Origin of the sequence: Rhodococcus sp. SJ-3 (assembly GCF_051918125.1) — a bacterium.
Classification (GTDB): Bacteria; Actinomycetota; Actinomycetes; order Mycobacteriales; family Mycobacteriaceae; genus Rhodococcus.
Genome location: NZ_CM123306.1, coordinates 5,693,763 through 5,715,415, shown reverse-complemented (window position 1 = coordinate 5,715,415; position 21,653 = coordinate 5,693,763). Strand labels below are relative to the sequence as shown.

At 65.3% G+C, this 21,653-nt stretch carries 24 protein-coding genes and 1 other RNA gene; 19 read left to right on the top strand and 6 right to left on the bottom strand.

Annotation, left to right across the window (positions count from 1 at the left end; translation table 11 throughout):
* Positions 1–80: 80 nt before the first annotated feature.
* The 10 genes from ACTDXD_RS26550 to ACTDXD_RS26505 all read left to right on the top strand — a co-directional run bounded on the left by ACTDXD_RS26550 (position 81) and on the right by ACTDXD_RS26505 (position 9,006).
* Positions 81–350 (top strand): hypothetical protein, encoded by a 270-nt coding sequence (locus ACTDXD_RS26550; protein WP_440125116.1) that lies wholly within the window; start codon positions 81–83, stop codon positions 348–350.
* A gap of 111 nt (positions 351–461) precedes the next feature.
* Positions 462–2,879, top strand: a complete 2,418-nt coding sequence (locus ACTDXD_RS26545) for a bifunctional DNA primase/polymerase (RefSeq protein ID WP_440125115.1) — start codon at positions 462–464, stop codon at positions 2,877–2,879.
* 251 nt (positions 2,880–3,130) lie between these two features.
* Positions 3,131–3,922: a hypothetical protein gene (locus ACTDXD_RS26540; RefSeq protein WP_440125114.1), complete on the top strand. Its 792-nt coding sequence runs from the start codon at positions 3,131–3,133 to the stop codon at positions 3,920–3,922.
* A gap of 113 nt (positions 3,923–4,035) precedes the next feature.
* Positions 4,036–4,605 (top strand): hypothetical protein, encoded by a 570-nt coding sequence (locus tag ACTDXD_RS26535; RefSeq protein WP_440125113.1) that lies wholly within the window; start codon positions 4,036–4,038, stop codon positions 4,603–4,605.
* Between the two features lie 244 nt (positions 4,606–4,849).
* Positions 4,850–5,146: a BRO family protein gene (locus ACTDXD_RS26530; RefSeq protein ID WP_440125112.1), complete on the top strand. Its 297-nt coding sequence runs from the start codon at positions 4,850–4,852 to the stop codon at positions 5,144–5,146.
* Between the two features lie 260 nt (positions 5,147–5,406).
* On the top strand, positions 5,407–5,772 hold the full coding sequence (locus ACTDXD_RS26525; protein ID WP_440125111.1) for a hypothetical protein: 366 nt from the start codon (positions 5,407–5,409) through the stop codon (positions 5,770–5,772).
* Positions 5,773–5,787: 15 nt separating this feature from the next.
* The gene (locus ACTDXD_RS26520) at positions 5,788–6,528 is read left to right on the top strand and encodes a hypothetical protein (protein WP_440125110.1); all 741 of its coding nucleotides are present in this window, start codon (positions 5,788–5,790) and stop codon (positions 6,526–6,528) included.
* 178 nt (positions 6,529–6,706) lie between these two features.
* Positions 6,707–7,435, top strand: coding sequence for a hypothetical protein (locus ACTDXD_RS26515; protein WP_440125109.1), 729 nt, complete (start codon positions 6,707–6,709; stop codon positions 7,433–7,435).
* A gap of 26 nt (positions 7,436–7,461) precedes the next feature.
* Complete coding sequence (locus tag ACTDXD_RS26510; protein ID WP_440125108.1) at positions 7,462–8,247, top strand: hypothetical protein; 786 nt, start codon at positions 7,462–7,464, stop codon at positions 8,245–8,247.
* Between the two features lie 129 nt (positions 8,248–8,376).
* On the top strand, positions 8,377–9,006 hold the full coding sequence (locus ACTDXD_RS26505) for a hypothetical protein (protein ID WP_440125107.1): 630 nt from the start codon (positions 8,377–8,379) through the stop codon (positions 9,004–9,006).
* Positions 9,007–9,374: 368 nt separating this feature from the next.
* Here ACTDXD_RS26505 and ACTDXD_RS26500 read toward each other — a convergent pair whose 3' ends face one another.
* Both ACTDXD_RS26500 and ACTDXD_RS26495 read right to left on the bottom strand, forming a co-directional pair.
* On the bottom strand, positions 9,375–10,235 hold the full coding sequence (locus ACTDXD_RS26500; protein ID WP_440125106.1) for an ABC transporter permease: 861 nt from the start codon (positions 10,233–10,235) through the stop codon (positions 9,375–9,377).
* Complete coding sequence (locus ACTDXD_RS26495; protein WP_440125105.1) at positions 10,232–11,197, bottom strand: ATP-binding cassette domain-containing protein; 966 nt, start codon at positions 11,195–11,197, stop codon at positions 10,232–10,234. Before ACTDXD_RS26495 ends, ACTDXD_RS26500 begins: the two co-directional genes overlap by 4 nt.
* A 107-nt stretch (positions 11,198–11,304) precedes the next feature.
* Here ACTDXD_RS26495 and ACTDXD_RS26490 point away from each other — a divergent pair, with 107 nt between their 5' ends.
* A complete protein-coding gene (locus tag ACTDXD_RS26490) occupies positions 11,305–12,039 on the top strand; it encodes a TetR/AcrR family transcriptional regulator (RefSeq protein ID WP_440125104.1) in 735 nt (244 codons plus the stop codon).
* 37 nt (positions 12,040–12,076) lie between these two features.
* On the opposite strand, the gene ACTDXD_RS26485 is transcribed toward ACTDXD_RS26490, so the two are convergent.
* The 3 genes from ACTDXD_RS26485 to ACTDXD_RS26475 form a co-directional block, all read right to left on the bottom strand.
* The gene (locus ACTDXD_RS26485; RefSeq protein WP_440127813.1) at positions 12,077–12,451 is read right to left on the bottom strand and encodes a DUF5655 domain-containing protein; all 375 of its coding nucleotides are present in this window, start codon (positions 12,449–12,451) and stop codon (positions 12,077–12,079) included.
* A gap of 53 nt (positions 12,452–12,504) precedes the next feature.
* A complete protein-coding gene (locus ACTDXD_RS26480; protein ID WP_440125103.1) occupies positions 12,505–13,389 on the bottom strand; it encodes an SURF1 family cytochrome oxidase biogenesis protein in 885 nt (294 codons plus the stop codon).
* Positions 13,390–13,557: 168 nt separating this feature from the next.
* On the bottom strand, positions 13,558–14,256 hold the full coding sequence (locus ACTDXD_RS26475; RefSeq protein ID WP_440125102.1) for an HAD hydrolase-like protein: 699 nt from the start codon (positions 14,254–14,256) through the stop codon (positions 13,558–13,560).
* A gap of 93 nt (positions 14,257–14,349) precedes the next feature.
* Between ACTDXD_RS26475 and ACTDXD_RS26470 the strand changes: the two genes are divergently transcribed.
* The 4 genes from ACTDXD_RS26470 (at position 14,350) to ACTDXD_RS26455 (ending at position 18,168) form a co-directional block, all read left to right on the top strand.
* Positions 14,350–15,489 carry a Nif3-like dinuclear metal center hexameric protein gene (locus ACTDXD_RS26470; protein WP_440125101.1) on the top strand — a complete coding sequence of 380 codons (1,140 nt, stop codon included), beginning with the start codon at positions 14,350–14,352 and terminating at the stop codon, positions 15,487–15,489.
* 92 nt (positions 15,490–15,581) lie between these two features.
* Positions 15,582–16,319: a zinc ribbon domain-containing protein gene (locus ACTDXD_RS26465; protein ID WP_440125100.1), complete on the top strand. Its 738-nt coding sequence runs from the start codon at positions 15,582–15,584 to the stop codon at positions 16,317–16,319.
* Positions 16,277–17,395: a bifunctional RNase H/acid phosphatase gene (locus ACTDXD_RS26460; RefSeq protein WP_440125099.1), complete on the top strand. Its 1,119-nt coding sequence runs from the start codon at positions 16,277–16,279 to the stop codon at positions 17,393–17,395. Before ACTDXD_RS26465 ends, ACTDXD_RS26460 begins: the two co-directional genes overlap by 43 nt.
* Before the next feature lie 257 nt (positions 17,396–17,652).
* Positions 17,653–18,168 carry a hypothetical protein gene (locus ACTDXD_RS26455; RefSeq protein WP_440125098.1) on the top strand — a complete coding sequence of 172 codons (516 nt, stop codon included), beginning with the start codon at positions 17,653–17,655 and terminating at the stop codon, positions 18,166–18,168.
* A gap of 7 nt (positions 18,169–18,175) precedes the next feature.
* Here the strand turns inward: ACTDXD_RS26455 and ACTDXD_RS26450 are convergent, their stop codons facing one another.
* Positions 18,176–18,697, bottom strand: coding sequence for a DUF1697 domain-containing protein (locus ACTDXD_RS26450; RefSeq protein ID WP_440125097.1), 522 nt, complete (start codon positions 18,695–18,697; stop codon positions 18,176–18,178).
* 57 nt (positions 18,698–18,754) lie between these two features.
* Between ACTDXD_RS26450 and rnpB the strand changes: the two genes are divergently transcribed.
* The 4 genes from rnpB to ACTDXD_RS26430 all read left to right on the top strand — a co-directional run bounded on the left by rnpB (position 18,755) and on the right by ACTDXD_RS26430 (position 21,650).
* Positions 18,755–19,175: RNase P RNA component class A (rnpB, locus tag ACTDXD_RS26445), an RNA gene on the top strand.
* A 228-nt stretch (positions 19,176–19,403) separates the two neighbouring features.
* A complete protein-coding gene (locus tag ACTDXD_RS26440) occupies positions 19,404–19,583 on the top strand; it encodes a hypothetical protein (RefSeq protein ID WP_054807486.1) in 180 nt (59 codons plus the stop codon).
* Positions 19,584–19,629: 46 nt separating this feature from the next.
* Positions 19,630–21,048, top strand: a complete 1,419-nt coding sequence (locus tag ACTDXD_RS26435; RefSeq protein WP_440125096.1) for an RNB domain-containing ribonuclease — start codon at positions 19,630–19,632, stop codon at positions 21,046–21,048.
* Complete coding sequence (locus tag ACTDXD_RS26430; RefSeq protein WP_440125095.1) at positions 21,045–21,650, top strand: CHAP domain-containing protein; 606 nt, start codon at positions 21,045–21,047, stop codon at positions 21,648–21,650. Before ACTDXD_RS26435 ends, ACTDXD_RS26430 begins: the two co-directional genes overlap by 4 nt.
* Positions 21,651–21,653: the final 3 nt, after the last annotated feature.

Below are 21,653 nucleotides of genomic sequence, written 5' to 3'. Positions count from 1 at the left end.
ATTGAGTGATGTTGACACCGCTATTCTCGACGGTCTAGAAATATCCGCATTACTCCTCCAAGCAGAAACGAGAAGCCATCATGAGCACCCCCTCGGCGACCAGCGCGCACCACCGCCTCATCACCGACATCCACCTCATCAACTCCAACACCCCCGACGACGCCCTCGTGAACCTTCACGTCGCCGCCGAATACGTCGGCCACACGGTGCCCTACATGCGGAACATGCGCGCCGACGGCCGCGGCCCCGTCAGCCACCTCCGCGCGCGGCGCATCGTCTACCGCCTCGGCGACCTCCGCGCCTACAACGACCGATACGCGCAGGCCACCACCGCGGGCGGCAACTACTAGCCGCAACCCGAGCACCACCCACCACGCCGAGCACCACCCACCAGCACGCCCCGCCACCCACACCGAAGCGGGAAGGAGACCACCACACACACAGAAGCGAGAAAGAGCGCCGTGACCGACACGCAAATGCCGCTGTTCCCCCTCGACAGCGACGACACCGCCCGCCCGGCCTTCCGCGTCGGCGACATCAACCCCACACTCACCGCGGCGCACGCACGCGGCGAGAGAATCGCAGAAGCCTTCCGCGTCGCCACAAAAGGATGGACCGACCACGAGACGTACGGCGCCGCCGTCGAAGCCCTCACCGCCGCCGGACTGCACCTCTGCCTCGTCTACCCACCCGACACGCTGCCCGGAAACGAGAAAACCCCCGTATCCCGGCGCCACTGCCTCACCACCGAACAGCAGACCTCGAGCGACTACACCGCCCACGGCCGCAACCTCGACGCCGTCCACCTCGCTACCGACGACCCGCAGCGCATCGCCGAGATGACCGCCGAGTTTCTCCGCCACTACCCCGGAAAACTTCCCAACCTCGGTGTCCACCTGCACCCGTCCCGGCTCATCGTCGCCGACTACGACACCCCCACCCAGACCGCCGCGTTCGACAACGCCCGCCGGTTCGGAGACCGCGACGCCCACACCGACCATCCCGGCCCTACCGTCACCACACCCGGTAGACGCAACGACAGCGGGGCATGGACACACTCGGATGGCGGGCACAGTTACTACGTCCTGCCCGACGATGTCGACGGAGACAACGCCGACGTCCCCATCAACGGCAGCACCGAAAAGTGGTCGATCCTCGGCGGACCCGGCAAATACGTGATGCTGCCCGGCTCACGACGCACCGAAGGCCCTTACGAATACACCGGCAGCCCCATCGACGTCGCCGCCCCGTGGCTCACCAGCAAACTCGCACACGCCACACCACGCAGTACCCGCAGCCCGCGCAGCGCCGGGACTCGCGGCGCGCGCACCGCCTCCCCGACGACGTCCGGCGGCGGGGGAGACACCCCCCTCGACCATTGGAGTCGCGCGCACCCGTGGCACGAACTGCTCTCCGCCGACGGATGGACCGACACCGGACCGAGCGGATGCGGCCCCCACTGCACCCAGTGGCAGCACCCCGACGCCTCCTCGCCGCGCTCCGCCATCACCCACGGCGACGGCTGCACAGAGGGATACACCCCCGGCGACGACGGCGCATACCCCCTCTACATGTTCAGCGGCTCCCACCCCGCCCTCGAAGCGGGCCGCGCCTACACCCGCGCGCAATACGCACTCACCGCCCGCTACGGCGGCGACTGGGCGACGTTCCACCGGGAAGAGGACACCGCCAGCTACGAAGACCCCGCCACCCATACCGCCGCTGGCGCTCTCATGCGATCCCTGTCGTCCTCGGTGCCCGCAGTCGGCACTCCCACTCCGCCCACCACGGTTTCGCCGGCCGCCGTCCCCACGGCGTCCACATCCGATCCCAGCACTCCCACGTCGCCCGTCCTACCGACGGAGTTCGTGCTCGGCGGTGATGCAATCCTCCGTGCCCCCGCCGTCCCGCCCGCCTGGTGGGGGGAAGGGTCCCTCGTCCTCGCCGCACGCGGCGAAGCGCTCATGCTGTGCGGCACCTCCGGCCTCGGAAAGACCACCATCGCCGCCCAACTCGTCCGGGCATCCATCGGACTCGATACGCACGTGCTCGGCCAGCCTGTAGTCCCTGCACGGCGGGTTCTCGTTCTCGCGATGGACCGCCCCCAGCAGATCACCCGCGCCTACGGCCGCATCTTCACCGAGCCCGACCACCCGACCATGCAGGAACGCCTCATCCTCCGGTTCGGACCGCCGTCCGTCGACATCGCACAGAACCCCGAAGAACTCCTCAACGTCTGCTACGCGGCGGGACTGAAAGCGGGGGACCGCCTCATCGTCGACTCCATAAAAGACGCCGCCATCGGCCTATCCGAGGACGCAGTCGGCGCGGGATACAACCGCGCGCGGCAGATCGTTCTGGCAGCGGGAATCGACATGCTCGAACTGCACCACATGACGAAACGGTCCGGCGACGGCTCCGGCACCCCACCCAAATCCCTCGCCGACGTGTTCGGCTCCGCCTGGCTCACCAACGGCGCAGGGTCCGTTCTCGTCCTCACCGGCGACGCAGGCGACACATACGTGACACTCAGCCACCTGAAACAGCCCATGTACGAGTTCGGCCCCCACACGCTCCGCCATGACCACGACACCGGACGCACCACCATCGATGGCGCGACCGACGTCACCGAGATCGTGCGGACGGCGGGGGTGATGGGGGCGACCGCCAAAGACGTCGCCACCGTCATGTTCGGCACCTCCGCCCCCACCCGCAACCAAGTCGACAAGGCACGCCGCAAACTCGCCGCACTCACCACCAAAGGGGTGCTGCTCGAGCACAAGGGCGCACCCGGCGGGGGAGGCGGCGGGGGACGCAGCCCGAGCACATGGACGGTCGCACTCGTCGCCGTTCCCGGCGGGGGCACGACAAGCACATAACGACGACGGCGGGGCATGTGCGTACCCCGACCCAAGTGCGGACCCATGTGCGGGGCTTTTTCGTGCCATTTCGCGCGACCAAGTGCGCGTCTCGCATTTCCGCTGGTCAAGCAAGTGCGCGACCAAGTGCGGGCAAGTGCGCACCCAAGTGCGTTTTCTCTCCCCCCTATAGGGGGGAGAAACGCACAAACCCCGGAGAAATGTCCGGCAACCACCCCCGCAGTCCTCGAACACACATACCGAAAGGCGCGATGATGAAGAAGATCGGAACGGGTAGGGCCACGGCGGGCACTGCTCCCCAAGCGTGGTGGGGAAGCGAGTCAATCCCTCTTGCCCGACGGGCACCGGAAACCCCCTTGCAGGGCAGCATTACTGCCATCTGCGGCCCGGCGGGCATCGGGAAAGCGATCCTCGCCGCCCGCCTCATGCGAGCCTCGCTCGGGCTCCCAAACCCCGACGCCCTCGGGCAACCCGTCACCGCAGCGAACCGCGTCGTCGTCCTCATGGCCTACTACTCGCTGCACTACGGAAAGTCAGATGACGTGTACCGTCGCGCGCTCTCACCCATCGAACGCGCAGACGTCGACCACCGTCTCACCATCGACATCAGAGGCGCCGCTGTGCTGCCGCCCAGCGAAGGAGAACTGCGCCACGCCATCACCACACAGACCCTCTACGACGCCTGCACAGCCGCAGGGCTACGGGCAGGGGACCGACTCATCATCGACACGGTCAACTGGCTCCTCGACTTCCTCAGCAACCCCCAGAACCTTGCCTACTGGAACGCCGCACGACAGAGAGTCCTTGCCGCCGGAATCGACATCATCGAGCTTCACGACCGCGGTACAGGTATCAACCCCTACCCGTTCGCCGTAGGCGCGAACTCCATCCTCGAGCTGTCGGGCACGCCGGGCGCCCCACATGTGGAAATAACTCACGTGCAGCCGATCGATAAGCCGTTCGGTCCCTGCACGCTTCGCTACGACCACAGGAATGGCCGCGTAGAGACCGCTGTCGACTGGAGTGACATCACCGGACCGTAGACGCCGTGCGCATGAGCAGGACCACAACCCACGGAGCGGCTTCCGCCCTCAAATCCCCAGGGTCAACCCTCACGCACGCCTACGAGCCGCACAGCGCCAGAAAGGACCACACCGTGCGCATCATCGACGAACACCAGTCCCCGGATGCACGCGCAAACCAACAGCGCATCCACGACGTCCTCGCCGACGGGAAGTGGCACAGCCTCGCCGAGATCCGCCGCCACCTACCGCACCTCACCAACCGAGAAGTCGGCAATCTCCTCGCCGGCGGTGCCCAGAAACACCCACCCCTATGGCAGCGCGCCAACCTCGGCGATCGCAGCATGTACGCCGCACTCCCTCCGGAACCACCACGGCACAGGCAACGGCGTCATCCGAAGTGGCCTCCGATGAACCTGCGGATACTGCCCGAGGAAATCCACCGCCGCGCTCAACAGGTAGCCCCACGCCACCTCAGTGACCGCACGCGCGACAAATGGGAACGCATGCAAGCCGCGGACCCCCACTTCACGCCACCCCTCCCGCTGGACACGCCACCGCCTCCGACGCCCCCTCCACCCCTCCGGCTGCCACCGCCTATCCCGCGCACCGGTACGGCAAGGCAGGGCGGCCGACGCACTCGCGCCGCACGGCGCGCGCGGCACTACCGCAAACGCAATCGCGACAGCTACGGCCCCGACTGAGCCACTGCTTAGAAACCGGTCAGACGCCAAGTTCGGTCGTCTGACAATGCTCGGCAGCCGGTGTGAATACCCCAGCGCCACAGCAAAGTTGCGCTAAATCGCGTCACATCCCAGACGTGCGCCCATGCCGCCCCCGCCGTGCTCCACGTAGCGGGCAGCGCCGAAAGTGGTTGTGCTAGTTGCGGACACACGCAAAATCGCCGCAGGTCAGGATCAATCCCGCGGGGCCGCGAAAATGGTCGCAGTGGGTAGGCGCCACGTCGACGACCAGGGCCGTGAATACTGGTCCGCCCGCGAGCTACAGGACGTCCTTGGCTACTCGCGCTGGGAGTACTTCGCCAGGTCGGTGAACCGAGCCCGTAGCGCAGCGGAGAACGCCCTTGGAGAATCCGCAGCTCAGGACCAATTTCGGGAGGCCCCGAAAATGGTCACGCTCGGCTCCGGTGCCGAACGCGAAGTCACCGACTGGCGCCTCACCCGCTACGCGGCGTACCTCGTCGCCATGAACGGTGACCCGAGCAAGCCGGAGATCGCGCCGTGACCAGCTAGTTTGCTGTCGCCGGTAACCTGTCGACCGCCTGCAAGGCAGCCCGTATGAGTCGGCCTGCTGCTGGAGAAACCGCAGGTCAGGACCAATTCATCCTCACGGATAAGATGGTCTACCCCGCCGGCCACCCCCCGCCCAGCGTTCCGTCGTTGGCCGAAGATTTGACGGTGAGATCCGGATCTTGCAGGAAAAAATCCTGCCTATCTGGCGAAGTGCTGTAGATTACGCGCGCGCACGCCGTTATCGTGCGGGCTATGCCCAAAGCTCTCAGAACTGAGCGCCGCCCGCTCATGTCCAAGGTGCCGCGCGTCGCCGGCGGCTACCTCTCACCCCCGCTGCCCGACAGTCACGTCCTCGTCTGGCTCGCCCGAGCCGCCGCCTCCCGCACCGGATTCACGGCCGGGCACCACCAGGTCCTCACCGACCCCACCCTCGCCAAGTTCCGGGACACCCTCGAACGCCTGCACCGCAACGCGCGCGGCGTCCACGCCAAACACGACGCCCCCGCCGCACCCGCAGACGACCGCCTCGAGTGGCTCATCGACGCTGCCCTCGTCGACCTCACCGACCTGTGCACCACACAGGAACGCCGCCGTCTCACCGTCAACCGCTACCTCTGACAGACAGGACACCTCATGACCACTACGCAGAACTCTCGCTACGACGCCACCGAAGCCGCGAGCATCCTCACCGCACTGCTCACCGAATCCGGCATCGACGCACCCACGGTGACCAAAGTCCGCGACGAAATCAACGACATCGCCACCCAACGCAACGCGGCCCTCGCCGAGCTCGCCGACGCACTCCGGCCCACCGACGTCGACACCCTCGCCGAAGCTATCGCCAACGGTGACCGCGCCGTCATGCAGACCATCGCCCGTGCCCTCACCCGCAAAGACGAGAAGGACTACAAGCGGCTGGTCAACCGCGTGTCCTGGATCTACGACCGCCGCGCACACGACCGGCTCCGCAAACTCGGAGACCACCTCATCGCCGAGCTCCTCGCCCCCTGGATGGACCGCACCATCACCGAGTTGGCGCCCCATGCCCATGTAGTCGTCGAACACGGCCACCGCTCCGGGCGCCTCGAATCCGACCCGTACCAGCCCGCGTATGACGAAGCTGAGCGTCTCACCGCTCAGGCGCACGCGATCTGGCGGCACGCTGCAAGTCTCCGCAGTCGGGGAGTGCTGTCCGATCTGCAAGAGCAGTCGGACCCCCGCTGGCTCGCGTTCGGGGCGCCGCACCGGCTCGCGGACGAAAGCAAGGCACACCGTGAGGTGTGGTGGCTGGCCTACGCCGTCACCAACGGCGCCAAGCCTGGCATCTACAGCGGCATCCTCTCCGCAACGATGCAACGGTCGGTGCCTGCGTGAGCATTGAACTCGTCAGACGCAGACCTTCGCAACGCGCCCCTTGTTCCTGCGTCCTCTGCGGACGATGCAGCCGGCGGATCACCGGCTCGATACCATCGCAGATTCTTGGCGCTGTACAGTCTCGTCATTTCGTGCCGACTACTCGGCACACCGACGGACATACAGGTAAGGGGCACCGGTGATTCTTGCTCAGTCGATCGAAACGGCGACCGCCATGTCGGCGTGGGCAATGGTAGCGACCGCCGTCATAGCTTTCCTTGCGGGTTGCATCGCGCTTTGGCAAGTGCGCGAAGCGCGCAAAGCGCGAGCCCTGCAGAAGCGCCTCGCATACGAGCAAGCACGTCCCTACGTCTCGGTCTTTATGGAGCCCAGCCAAGCAACCGAACAGTTCATTGACCTCGTCATCAAGAACTTTGGATTGACAGGCGCGTCGAATATTCATGTCCGGGTCACACCCTCTCTGAAGCAGAGCGCACAGCCGAAAAAAGACCTACCGGAACAAGACGTAGTCCTGCCAGCCAAGATTCATCATCTTGGTCCAGGTCAAGAATGGCGCGTCTTTTGGGATTCATCCTTCGCTCGCAAGAACTCCAATCTCCCGAATGGGCACGTCGTCCACGTCGCCTACAACAGCTCCGAGGGGCGCCTGCACTGCGAAAGCTTCTACCTCGACTGGAGCATCTACAAAGGCCGCACATGGACCAACGTCCTTAGCGTCCACGACGTTGCGCAGAGACTACTCACGATCAATAACACGCTGGAGAAGTTCTCGTCACTCACAAAGCGCACCTTGGATGTGCGGGTTACAGATGTAGGAGTCCAGACACTCGTTGAGGTCGCGACTGCGAATGCAGAAGTCGACGAGGCGTTGAAGAACCTCGGGACCGAGACCAACAAGGGGGAGTAGTCCGGCCGAGCCGCTACGGTGCGCACGTGACTACAACAACGAGCCGGGACGAAGCTGAGGACGCCGCGTTTCGGTCGGTAACCGCTAATCTGCGCTTCGCTGGCACGCTTCACGGCAAGCTGGAGCAGGGCCGCTACACGATCGAACCCCTCAGTGACCTCGCCGCCGATCACGAACGACTGCCCGACCTACGGCTCGTAGACAGCGTCAATCGATCTCTGCACCATAGCTTCGACAATCTTTGGGCGCTGAACGTCCTCCTGCGGAAAGACGGACCTCAACATTTCGCGCCGTACACACTAATCCGCGCAGCGTTAGAAACTGCCTCCACCGCGGTGTGGTTGTTGGCGCCGAGTGATCAGGGCGAGCGGCTTGCGCGTCGAATCCGCCTTGAGATCGACGACGCGTCCGAAGCGAAGAAGGTTGCCAACGCCGCCGGGCGCGCAGGCAACTCCGAGTGGGAGCGTCGCAAGGCTGACTTGGATGCCGCTCTCGAACGCGCGGAATTGTCACGCCCGGACGGCGACCGCTTGTCCTATGTGACGATCGTTCAGGGCATCGACGAAGCAGCAGGCACGCAGCTCTCCACCGAGGTTGCTTGGCGCGTCAGTTCGGGAATGACGCACGGCAAGCTGTACGCCTTCCAAGCCCTTGCGGTCGAGGGAAGCCGACGCCGTACCGAAGACGGACTCATCGAGGCGGACTACACGCCGAGTTGGCACAGCCTTGCTGTCGTCTTAGGGATCACCGTGAAGACCCTGCATCGAGCGGATCGGCTCTATGACGTGCGCCGAGTTGCGCAATCGACCTAGTCTGACCGGACCTGTTTGCCTCGCCGCGCGTTTGGCTCTACACGCGCGCGCATACCCGCGCGTGTAGGCGCACGAGGCATCGATCAGGCATGGAGTTGTCGTGTCGGAAGACGCCGCTATGGTCCCCGCATGTCATCCGCTGTCTCGTTTGTCGCCCTTACCGTCGCTCTCATCGCTCTGTTGCGGGACACCTGGGAACATCGACAAAGCCGATCTGCCGGTGTCCAGGGTTTGAGTTTCGACGCCGGGAGGTCGATCGTTCGCAACCTGAACTATCAAGAGCGACCGCGACGAAAGTTCGAGCCCTCCGTTGCAGCAGTTGGCCCCGGCACGCGCTATGACGTGCGCACCTACGTTTGGGTGGACGACCAGGTCGAGCTGAAGTGGAAGCACTTGAGGCAGGACGTAGACCGATGCGACAACACGACTCCAAGGTTCGGTCTCAAGGACGCGATCGAAATCTATGAGGACGAGGCAGAACGTGTGTGGTTCGGAATCAGCTTCATAGAGACTTCGGTCTCGGCGGTGACCAACACGAACCGAGTTCGGACGCAGTACGTCAGGACGAATCTCGGACGCATCGAGGTGCAGGTGTGGAAGTGGTATCGCTTCTCCGAGCTGCGCAAGTGGTGGCACCGGCAGCAGCGATTCAAGTTCTGGGGAGGGGGCACCCCTGCCCCGCTTGGGCGCTGGAAGTGTGTAGCGACGGATGGCACTCGTCCTGAGCACTTTCCCGTCTGGGACGGGCTGCCCAGCTGACACCGGTCTCGGCAGGGATTACCTGCCCGACGTTATCCCGCTGGCACTCCTACGCCGTACTTCAGACCGCAATGAGACCGCAGTACCGGGCTACATCGGACTCGACGCAGGTGATCGTGGCATACAGGTGGAGGGCTAAAAATAGCCCTCCACCTGTGTATCTATCTACTACGGTGTGAACCCGACCGAATCCAACAAATAGCGAGACCGCACGTTTTACACACCAGCGGTCGGGGGTTCGAAACCCTCCGCGCCCACCAGTGTCAATACAGGGGAAGGGCACCATCCGGGAAACCGGGAGGTGCCCTCCCTGCATTCGTGGACACATTTCGGATGCACTCTTCGCAAAGGCCACGCTCGTCAGTGGCCTACCTGCTCAGCGCCTTGAACTGGCGGACCGCCAACGGCCCGAAGATCAACATGATCACCACAGGCCAGATGATGGCCGCAGGCAGAGCGTGGCCGTCGATCCAATAGGCCGGCTCCCGGTAGTCGATACCCGGGGTCTGGAACAGCTCGCGGATCGCCGTCGCCGTCGACGAAACCGGATTCCACGCCGCGATCGCGCCCAGCCAGCCGGGCATCATTTCCGGCGGGGTGAAGACCGATGAGATGAAACCCAGGGGGAATGCCACTGCGAAGAGCATTCCGGCGGTTTCGGTATTGGTGATGCAGAGCCCCAGGAAGATGCCCACGAGTATCAGAGCCAGCCTCAGCCAGAGGAGCAGAGCGAAGGCCAGCAACGTTGCGCCGAGACCGCCGCCCGATCGCCAGCCGATCAGCAAAGCCACTCCGGCGATGACCACCAGGTCCAGCGCCGCTCGGATGACATCGGACAGTGCACGCCCGGTCACCGGGGCGGAAGGGGACATCGGCATCGATCGGAATCGATCCATGAATCCCTTCTCTTTGTTGTGGGTGACTGCATAGGCGGTGTCCATGAACCCCAGTGCCATCGTCATGGCGAACATTCCGGGCATGGCGAAATCCACGTAGCCTTCGCCGGCGCCTTGGCCGGTGACGTCCATCGCCGACCCGAAGACGTAGACGAACATCAGCACCATCACCACGGGGAAGCCGATCTGCCAGGCGAACGTGCTGGGCTGGCGGACCAGGTGAGTGAATTCTTGGAGCACGATGGTCCAGCAGTCGCGTGCGGCCCAGATCAGACGTGAACCGGAGGTTTCCGGAGCTGCGGTTTCGGTGAGCGCGGGTGTCGAAGTGGTCATCGCGTCTCCTCGAGAGTGCTGTTCGTAGCGGAGGTCAGGTACAGAAATGCCTCGTCGAGAGTCGGGCGGCGCAGTCCGATGTCGGCGATGTCGATGTCTTCGACCTGGATGGCGGCAGCCACTGATGTCAGCGCTGCTACGCCGTCCGGCACAGGGATGCTCAGGCGCGCCTCGGCCTCCTCCACGTCCGGCTCGGCGTCGAGGACACGGACGACGACCGTGGCGGCTCTGGCCAGTTCGATCGGGTCGTGGGCGACCAGCTCCAGCCTTTCGTCCCCGATCCGCCGTTTCAGCGCGGCGGGTGTGTCCTCGATGAAGTTCCGGCCCCGATCGATCACGCTGATCCGGTCGCACAGCTTGTCGGCCTCATCCAGATAGTGGGTGGTCAGCAGCACGGTCGTGCCCGCGTCCGCCAGGTTCCGCACTGCCTCCCACACCTCCCGGCGTCCCGCGGGGTCGAGGCCGGTGGTCGGTTCGTCGAGGAACAGGACCTGGGGTGCCAGGATCATCGAGGCTGCGAGGTCGAGTCGGCGGCGCATGCCACCGGAGAACTTCTTGGGGGATCGGCAGGCGGCGTCTGTGAGCCCGAAGATCTCCAGCAGTTCGTCGGCGCGGCGCTGGGCGTCCGTCTTGCCGAGCCGGAAAAGTCTGCCGAACATAGTGAGGTTCTGGCGCGCCGTCATCAGGTCGTCCACGGCGGTCTGCTGGCCTGTCAACCCGATTCTGCGGCGGACTTCACGGGGCTGGTTCGCTACGTCGAACCCTGCCACGCTGGCGGCACCGCCGTCGGGGTCGGTCAGAGTGGCCAGGATTCGCACCGCCGTGGTCTTGCCCGCGCCATTGGGTCCGAGTAGACCGTGGACGGTTCCACGGGGTACGAGGAGGTCGACTCCATCGAGCGCGACCTTGTCTTTGTATCGCTTGATCAGGCCGGTGGCCTCGACGGCCGGTCCTGAACTCATCTCCGCATCTCCCCTCGTTGTTGCGTACGGAGTACGCCGTGCGATGCACGCAGCACGATAGCGTACGGTGTGCGCAGTAGGCAAGGTATTCAACGCTAGGAGCGTTCATGACCGATAGGAATCCACTGGCCAGGAGCCTCCAACTGTTGTGGCAAGGCCTTCCTGAGCGGACGAAGGGTCCGAAGTCCAAGCTCACGCTGCGGCAGATCGTCACCGCAGGCATCGAACTCGCGGATACCGACGGGATCGACGCGCTGTCGATGCGGAACCTGGCACAGAAGCTCGGCGTGGGCACCATGTCGCTGTATCGCTACGTGCCCGCGAAGGCGGAACTGCTGGACCTCATGCTCGATGCAGTGGTCGGTCCTTCGCAAGCGAGGAGGGCTGCCGCTGAGCAGGGGTGGCGGAAGTTCTTGGCCACAACCGCCCGCGAGGCACGAAAGCTCTACATCACTCACCCGTGGGCGCTCCAAGCGAACTGGAGCCGGCCGGTATTGGGACCCAACAGTGTCGCGGACCTGAACCTGTTCTTGGCCGGAGTGAAGGACTTGTCCTCGAGTGACCAGGAGAAGATGAATCTTGCGACGGCGATCGACTCCTACGTCACTGGCACCGTGCGGCAGGAACTCCTATGGCTCAACGCCTCGTCGGAGTCGGGAATGTCGGACGACGAGTTCTGGACCTACCAGCTCCCCACTTTGAACCGAGTGATGAGTTCGGGACGATTCCCGGCAATGGCAGAGCTCTCCGAGAACGCGTTCGATTCCACCTGGGAGGAGAACTTCGAATTCGGGCTCGCATTGATCCTGGACGGACTCGAGAGGCGGCTGGGGCACCCGTAACAGCGGAGGATGTCGCCAGGCACGCAGATCTCCCGACCTACCCGGAGATTGTCGAGGCAGTGTGGTACGCCTCTGCCAGCAGTGCGCAGAACCCGTCGTCCAAGTCGTCTGCCGACGAGAGACTCAAGCGATGGGTGGTGACAGGGCCCGTCGTGGGGTACGCCTCGCGCAACGTCGGGTGGTGGACGCGCCGCGAGAGATCCAGCGCCACTTCGAGGCGTGTGGCGTACAGGAATGCCGCAGCGAATCCTCTCGGCTTCGTCGAGGACGCCCGAGCCCACGAGATCTCCGAGGTGTGCACCGTCTCCTCGACGTCGTCGCCGAGTGCGAGGACGAGGGCGCGGAACTTCCGGAACGCGTCGACGGCCGCGGGGTCCTTGTCGGCCAGGTAGTCGTCGACGGTCGAATACATCGGGAACTCCTCGTTCGGTGAAACACCGGGCAGAGACGTGTCGTAGTGCGTGGTCACCTGTGTCCGCCATAGCGGTCGGCCAGCTTGTCGCTGGTGGTACGAGATGTCGAGGTGGAACGTACTGAACCGGAACGCACGATCGTAGCCTCGTTCGAGGTGGGCTTCGGCTCGGACGGGATGACCTCATCGGAGTTGCGCGCCTTGGCTTTGCGGCGTTCCCGAATCTCGGCCCAGACGAAGTATGCGAGCCCGAGTGGTGCCATGATGCCGAATGCGAGCCACTGCAATCCGTAGGACAGGTATGGGCCGGCATCGAGCTGAGGCAGTGCCTTCGCCTCGAGGACACCGGGCTGCTCCGGATCGAGCTGAAGGTAGCCGTCCGCGAGATCGAGTCCGAAAGCCTTGGCGATCTGGCCGGAGTCGATGAAGTAAACCTGCAGATACCCGGCGTCGGTGAACGGCTCCTTACCTTCGACCGTGCCCTCCGACATGCGGATTCTGGCTTCGAGAGTGACCGGCCCGGTCGGAGCAGCGAGAATCTCGGGCACCGCAGTGCCCTCGACCGGACGCACATAGCCGCGGTCGACGAGGATGGTGTTTCCGTTGTCGAGTACGAACGGAGTGAGCACCTCGTAGGCGGGCTTCGACTCGGTGCTCCGCAGCCGCACCAGGACATCCGAATCCGGAAGATAGCTGCCGTCGGCGATCACTCGCCGCCATTCTGTGTCGGTCGTCGCGCCACCATCGCCGAACAGGTCGTCCACGGGGAGCGGGTCCTGCGACACGGACTCCGCGATGCGGTCGTTGCGCTCTTCGGTGCTCGTGTTCTTGCCGAGCTGCCACGGCGCCAGCACGGTGAAGCATGCGTAGGCGAAGCCCACCACTACCAGAGCGAGGACCAGCCAGCTCGGGCGGAGGAGAAATGACAGTCGGCGCACACGTCCACGGTAGACCGTGATGCGTATCTCACTGCTGTCGCACCCGGTCGAGCAGGCCCGGTGCGCAGACTTCGATCCCATCCCGTACCTGCTCGAATGCGTCCCGTCCGCCCGTAATACGGGTCGGGAGCCGAGTCGCCGTCGGAGCCGTCGCTTGCTTCCGCTGGGTCATCGCCCGCCGGTCAGGAGACGCTGGAGTTCAACCACGGCGGTGACTGTCCTCGCTGCGACGGCACCCTCGGCCCCGGTGCCGTAGCCCCACTCGACGAAGAGGGTGGGAATACCGAACCGGCCGGCTCCGTGGATGTCGTGTTCGCGGTCGCCGACCATCACGACATCGGACGTACCGCCGTGCGCGGCGTCGACGACCTCGATGCCGAGCGCGGCGAGGCTGTGCGCGACGACGTCGGCCTTCGCGCGCCGGACGCCGTCCTCGCTCGCTCCTCCGATGAACTCGAAATGATCCGCGATCCCGAAATGCTCGAGAATCCGCACAGCGGCGGACTCGTTCTTCGATGTCGCCACGGCGAGGCGACTGCCGGTATCGCGGACGGCGGCGAGCATCGTGCCGACGCCGTCGAACAGGGCATTTTCGGACCAACCTGTATCCATGTAGTACTCACGGTATGCCGTCAACCCACGCTCGACCTCGTCGTCGCCGAGGCCGAAAGAGCGCAACGTGTCGCGCATCGGAGGGCCGAGGAGCCACTCGAGGTTGCCGTCGGGCACGCCGAAACCGACGGCTGCGGCTGCATGGAGGAAACCGTTGATCACGCCCCTCGCGGAATCGGTCAGGGTGCCGTCGAGATCGAACAGGACGACCGGGGCAGGCAGTGTCAGCGGGTGCGGATCGACGAGAAGAGTCACCCGGACATTGTCCCCGGTCGTCGGAGAACCTCAGCGTAGGGTCGTCGGCGGAGATCGGAACTGTGAGGAGCACGACCGAGTGCAGGAGGATTCGTGACGGCCACGCTTCGTGAGGTGATCAAGGTGCTCGACACGGCGTATCCGCCGTCGTTGGCGGAATCGTGGGACTCGGTGGGTCTGGTCGCGGGCGATCCCGACGACCCGGTAAGCAAGGTGCTACTCGCCGTCGACGCTACCGCCGCCGTCGTCGATCAAGCTCTCGAATGGGGCGCCGACCTTCTGCTCGTGCACCATCCGCTGTTGCTCCGCGGCGTCGACACCGTCGGCGCGCACACACCCAAAGGAGCGCTCATCCACCGGTTGATACGGGGCGGCTGCGCACTGTTCACCGCACACACCAACGCTGACCGCGCCGACCCGGGCGTATCCGACGCGTTGGCGAACGCGCTCGGACTGACCGATTTGAGGCCGATCGAGCCGAAGCCGGAACCGGCCACCGACAAGTGGGTGGTGATGGTACCCGCCGAGGCATCCGCCACCGTGCGTGACGCGTTGTTCGAGGCCGGTGCCGGCGCCCTGGGCAACTACCGGCAGTGCTGCTGGACGACGTCGGGGACCGGCCAGTTCCGTCCTGTCGACGGCGCCGATCCGGCGATCGGGGCGGTCGGTGAACTCGAGCAGGTCGCCGAGGACCGCATCGAGGTGATCGCCCCTCGTCGAGCCCGCCCCGCGGTGCTGGCGGCGCTGCGCAGCGCCCACCCGTATGAGGAGCCCGCGTTCGACGTGTTCGAGCTCGCCGAACTGCCGAGCAACCGGGGTCTCGGTCGGGTGGGGGAGTTGCCTCGGACTCAGACACTGCGCGAGTTCACCGAGGCGGTCGCTGCGGTGCTTCCACCCACCGAGTGGGGTGTACGCGGCGCGGGCGATCCCGAACGTCCGATCCGGACGGTGGCAGTGTGCGGCGGATCCGGCGACTCGTTCCTCGCACGTGTTTCTGCCCTTGGTGTCGATGCATATGTGACGGCCGACCTGAGACATCACCCCGTAGACGAGCACTTGCGAACCGGTGGTCCCGCTCTTGTCGACGTCGCACACTGGGCCAGTGAGCAGCCGTGGTGCGCGCAAGCGAGTGCGATCCTCGACGAAGCATTCGGTGATCACGACGGGTGGTGCTCCCGCGTTACCGACCTGCGCACCGACCCCTGGACGACAGCAGCCCGCGCGGTACGGTAATCAGCTACGAGACCGTCGTCGCGGTCCGGCCGCGACCAGTGCCGTCGTACGGCCACTTCCGAGTCGAGAACCCGAAAGCAGGAACCACCCGAGTGAACGTCGAACCCGCAGTGCAGGCAAGGCTCCTTTCCATCGCCTCAGTGGACAACGAGCTCAACCGTCTCGCGCACCGTCGCCGCACCCTGCCGGAACAGCAGGAAGTGGATCGGCTCCAGGCCGAGCGGGCGTCCCGGAAGGACGCGGCCGTTGCCGTCGAGATCGTGATCGACGACCTCGACCGTGACATCCGCAAGGTCGAAGGCGAGATCGAGGCCGTACGCCAGCGCGCGCAGCGCGACCGCAACCTGCTCGAAGGCGGCACCATCGGCTCGAAGCAGCTGACCGAGCTGCAGCACGAGCTCGGCAGCCTCGAACGCCGCCAGGCCGCGCTAGAGGACGACCAGCTCGAGATCATGGAACGGCGCGAGGCGTCGAAGGCCGATCATGATCACGCCGGCGCGCAAGTGTCGCAGATCGACGAGCAGCTCGGCGACGCGACACGCGCTCGGGACGAGGCTCTCGCCGACATCGAGGTGGCCGAAGACCGGTGCCGAAATGATCGCGAAACGCTGGTCGGCTCGTTGCCTGCGGAGCTGGTGGCCGTTTATGAGAAGCAGCGTGAGCGATCGGGAATCGGCGCGGCACTGCTGCAGGCCCGCCGGTGCGGCGCGTGCCGAATCGAACTGGACCGCGGCGAGATCGCCCGCATCACTGCCGCACCTGCCGACGCGGTCGTGCACTGCCCGGAATGCAACGCGATCATGGTGCGTACCAAGGAATCGGGTCTGTGAGTCGGGTCGTCGTCGAGGCCGACGGCGGTTCGCGCGGAAATCCTGGACCTGCGGGCTACGGTGCCGTCGTCTTCGACGCCGGGCACCGGGCAGTGCTGGCCGAACGCAAGGCGAGTATCGGCCGTGCCACCAACAACGTCGCGGAGTACCGAGGATTGATCGCAGGGCTGACCGCAGCGGCCGAGCTCGGTGCCGACGAAGTCGATGTGCGGATGGATTCGAAGCTGGTCGTCGAACAGATGTCGGGTCGCTGGAAGGTCAAGCATCCCGACATGTTCCCGCTCGCGGCGCAGGTGCAGGCGTTGGCGTCGAAGTTCTCGCGCGTGAACTACACCTGGATACCGCGCGCGGAGAACGGATACGCCGACCGGCTCGCGAACGAAGCCATGGACGCCGCCGTGGTCCCGGCCGCGGGTACGGAGATGGTCGAGGCGCCGAAGGCGCCCGGATGGACCGGTGCGACCGGCGCTCCGACACGAATGCTGCTCCTGCGTCACGGCCAGACCCCGCTGTCGGTGGAACGCCGCTACTCGGGGCGCGGAAATCCTGAGCTCACCGAACTGGGTCGCGGCCAGGCGTCGGCGGCCGCGGACATGCTCGCGGGTCGCGGTGACATTTCCGCCGTGGTGTCGTCGCCGCTCGGGCGGGCACGTGAGACCGCTGCTGCTGCCGCCGCCGCGTTGAATCTCCCGGTGACCGTGCACGACGGTCTGATCGAGACGGACTTCGGCGAGTGGGAGGGGCTTACCTTCGCGGAAGCTGCCGAGCGCGACGTCGATGTGCACAAGAAGTGGCTCACCGACACCTCGGTGCGGCCGCCAGGGGGTGAGAGCTTCGATGACGTGCGCATCCGCATCGCGGGCGTCCGGGCAGACCTGACGGCAGAGCATCCGGGCTCGACCGTGCTCGTGGTCTCGCACGTGACACCGATCAAGACGCTGCTGCAGTTCGCGCTGGATTCCGGTCCGTCCCTGCTGTACCGCCTGCATCTGGATCTGGCGTCGTTGAGCATCGCGGAGTTCTATCCGGACGGTGGATCGTCGGTGCGCTTGGTCAACGACACGTCGTATCTGTGACGTCGTCCCGGCCCTGAAAGCCGGGGTTCTTCAGCACCAGCCCACCCGAGAGTCGAAAAGTGGCCGCGCAGGCATGTCGGGGGTGTGCCTGCGCGGCCACTCATGAGGTCTATCGGGAACCTGCTCGACTTGTTACACACTTTCCGAGAATCTTTGTCGGCGGTTTTCGGGCCCAGCGTGTGCCGACGTCGTTGTGGCAGGAAGCGGACGAATTCTGCAAAAATGTGTTCATCACGCGAGCCCCGGGAGGAACAGCGATGAGCGGATACCGGATTCACGCACATGCGCCGCATCCTGCTGCTGCGGCGTCGTTCGCTGTCGCGCCCGCGCCGGAATTCGTCGTGGATCGGCGGCCCTGGTGGAGGCGCCACCCGATTCTCACCACTTTGGGGGTGCTGTGGCTCGTCGGGTTCGCGCAGGAGGAACCCGCGGTGGCTACGGTGCTGCTCGTTCTCGTACTGGCCGTGGTCGGCGCGGGAGCCCGTCGCCGTTCCCGAGATGAGCGTCGCAGGGAGGAAGCGGCCATTGTCGCTCGCGCTGATGCGCAGCATCAGGCGTACCTCAGCGGTGATCCTCGGGGCATCTACGGATTCCCCGCCGAACCGGCACCTCTCCCAGAGCCGATTCCGTATTACCGTCCTGCCGCACAGCAGCCTTGGGCTGTGCCCTACCCTCAGCAGCAGCCGTACGCACCGCGTATGCAACCCTGGCCCGCTCATGCACATCACGGGCAGTACCGTCGATACCACCGCTGGAGCAACAACTCACGGTGACTCGACGTCACAGCAGTTTGCGCACGGTCCGAAGGTTGCGGTTGGTGGTCACCGTCTTGAATCGTGACGCGCCGATCTTCTTCCCGAAGGCGCTACCGATCGTCTCGCCCTTCACGACTTCCCAATAGACGACGCCGTCACCGACGGCGATCTGCTCGACCGCGGGATCCAAGGTGGCGCCGATGCCCGCCAGTTCGTCGAGCACCGAGTTGTCGGCGACGAACACGGCATACGCGTGTCGGCCATCGACCTCCTCGTCGAACGGGTACGCATCGACAACAGCAGACAGGTACGACTGAGGATGGACGAACACGTACGCGTCGTACACGAAGGTGTCGGAGAGCGCACGTTCGAGACGCGCTTTCAGGTCGGGAGCAGTGCCGTCCGCGTCGAACAGCACATTTCCCGAAGCGAGGACTGTCCGGACATTGCCGAAACCGAGGTCGGTGAACAGCGCGCCCAGGTCGGCCATCTTGATCCTCACCCCACCGACATTGATTCCGCGCAGCAGCGCCACAAATCGAGTCATGTCTTCCGACCGTAGTTCGCGTCGGCGGTGTTCGGCGGGCTACTCTGTTCGAGCGGATGAGTCGGCCGGGCGACCGCGGAGCAGGGAACCGGCACCGAACGGTGCCAGGCCTTGAATCGAGGAAAGTCCGGACTCCACAGAGCAGGGCGGTTGCTAACGGCAACCCGAGGTGACTCGCGGGACAGTGCCACAGAGAACAGACTGCCTGCCCTCCGGGGCAGGTGAGGGTGAAACGGTGCGGTAAGAGCGCACCAGCACCCCGGGTGACCGGGGTGGCTAGGTAAACCCCGCCCGGAGCAAGGTCGAAGGCCGCACCGCTCCCCTCGGGGAACCGGTGCGGCTGCGTAGGTGTTCGAGGGCTGCTCGCCCGAGCCTGCGGGTGGACCGCTCGAGGCACCCGGCAACGGTGTGTCCAGATGGATGGTCGTCACCCTGTTTCGACGGGGGACAGGATCCGGCTTACAGGCCGACTCGTCCGCACAGCCCGAAGTATTGCGATTTGTCGCTCACAGGGGGCCGACGACCAGCAGATGTGCCCAGTACGAGGCAGCTTCCGGCCCGATATACGGAAGAAGGGCGTCGAAGAGAATGTACGACATATGTGGCTCCTCATGGATGACGGTCTGTGATGCCGGGCCGACGGTACCAGCCACGCCGGACCGCGTGTAGCGGCAAAAAGTCGACCTTGTTCGGGCACACTTGAACCATGAGCGATGAGGGCTGGTACTACGACGTGAGCACAGGCAAGGTCAGCCAGGGCAAGGATCCGGGCGCCCTCAACCGAATGGGTCCCTACCCGGACAAGGACACTGCCGAGCGCGCCCTGCAGATTGCCGCCGAGCGGACCAAAGCGGCCGACAAGGCCGACGACGAGTGGAACAACTGACTCAGCGGCACGCACGACGGCTACGGCGTGCAGGAGAACTACAACAGTGGTGAGAGCACCCTTCGTCGTTGCACCCGCGATCGACTTCGCATCAGTACGTTCCGAGTTCGGACTCGACGACGGATATCCGGCGGATGCGCTCGCGGAGGCCCGCGCCGGCACGGACCGGTACGGGGGCGATCGTGAGGACCGCACCGATTTGCCTCTGGTGACCATCGACCCTCCGGGGTCGATGGACTTGGATCAGGCGCTCCACCTCGAACGCACGACCGAGGGCTTCATCCTTCACTATGCGATCGCCGACGTGTACGCCGTCGTCGAACTCGGCGGTGCGCTTGAAGCAGAAACCCATCGCCGAGGCCAGACGTTCTACCTACCGGACAGGTCCGTTCCGCTGCATCCGCGGGAGCTATCGGAGGGCACGGCCAGTCTCCTCCCCGAGACCATTCGTCCCGCCGTGCTGTGGCGGATCGAGACGGACGAACGCGCTGAGCCCGTGGCAGTCACGGTGCGCCGTGCATCGGTCCGTTCCGTCGCGCGACTCGACTACGCAGGCGTGCAACGCGACTTCGATGCCGGGACACTGCATCCGTCCATCGCAGCGCTACCCGAGTTCGGGCGTCTGCGTGCGGCGGCGGCACTCGGCAGGGGGGCTATCGAACTGCGCCTGCCCGAACAGGACGTGGCTCCCCGTGGCGACGGGTGGACGCTGACGGTGCAACCTCGGACAGATGCCGACGACTGGAACTCTCAGGTGTCGCTGCTGACCGGAATGTGCGCGGCCGATCTCATGCTCGACGCGAAGGTGGGCCTGCTCCGTACGCTGCCGCCTGCCGACGCGGAGATTGTCGAGGCGCTTCGAAGAAAAGCATCCGCGTTGGGGGTGCCGTGGCCAGACGATGTGCCGGTCGGCGCATTCCTCGCAGGCCTCGACGCGAACGAACCCTCGACGCTCGTGCTCATGAGCGAGGCTCCGACCCTGTTGCGCGGTGCGTCGTATGCCGCGTTCGACGGTGCGCCTCCCGAGTCGGGTCTGCACGGTGCGATCGGTGCGCCGTATGCGCATGTGACCGCTCCGCTGCGTCGTCTCTCCGACAGGTACACGACCGAGGTGTGCCTAGCGGTGTCGGCAGGCACCGCGGTGCCGTCGCACGTCCGCGGCACCCTGCCTGCACTGCCGAAGATCATGTCGGCGTCGGACTCGCTGGCGGGAAAGATCGGGCGCGCCTGCATCGACCTGACCGAGGCCGTCGTGCTCTCCCCCCGGGTGGGCGAGCATTTCGAGGCGACCGTGCTCGAAGGCGCCACCGATCGGCGCGACGCCGAGGTATTCGTGGCTTCCGAAACCGTCATTGCGCCGTGTGAGGGGCGGCCGCGCGAAGGGGAACGCATCACGGTGCGCCTCATCCGGGCAGACACTGCCGCTCGCAAGGTGAAGTTCGCCTACGAGTCCGGCCGAATATGAGTACCGAGACCCGGAGTGCGGGTCGGGGCAGGCGAGCGACGACGGTGATCGCCGCCGCGGTGGCCGCGGTCGTGCTGTTGTTCGTGGCAGTTGTGTGGTGGTGGGCACCGAGCAGGTATCTGCCCTGGGACACCGCGTCGTTCCCCGCAGCCGACACCGCCTCGTTGTCGACGGAACAGGTGGCGGTCGTGGACCTGCTCGAAGACGAGCACCGGACACAGCGGCCCGGCACCTTCTACTCGGAAGGGGTCGAAGAGCAGTGGTGTGCAGACTTCGTCAGCTGGATCATGCGGGAAGCCGGTATGCCTCTGTCGAATCCGCACTCGGGACACTGGCGGATCCCCGGCGTGTACACGCTGCAGGAGTACTACGAACAGCACGATCGCTTCGAACCGGTGGAGTCGGGCTATCAACCCGAGGTGGGCGACGTCGTCCTGTATGAGAACACCGCCGGTTTCGGGCAGCACACCAACATCGTCGTAGCGGTCGATGGTGACGAGGCGATCACCGTGGGCGGAAACGAGTTCGGCCGAATCCGTGTCCACACGCTCGAGTGGTCGGACGACTCGGCAGTGGTCGGATTCGGCCGGCTCCCGAAATGACGG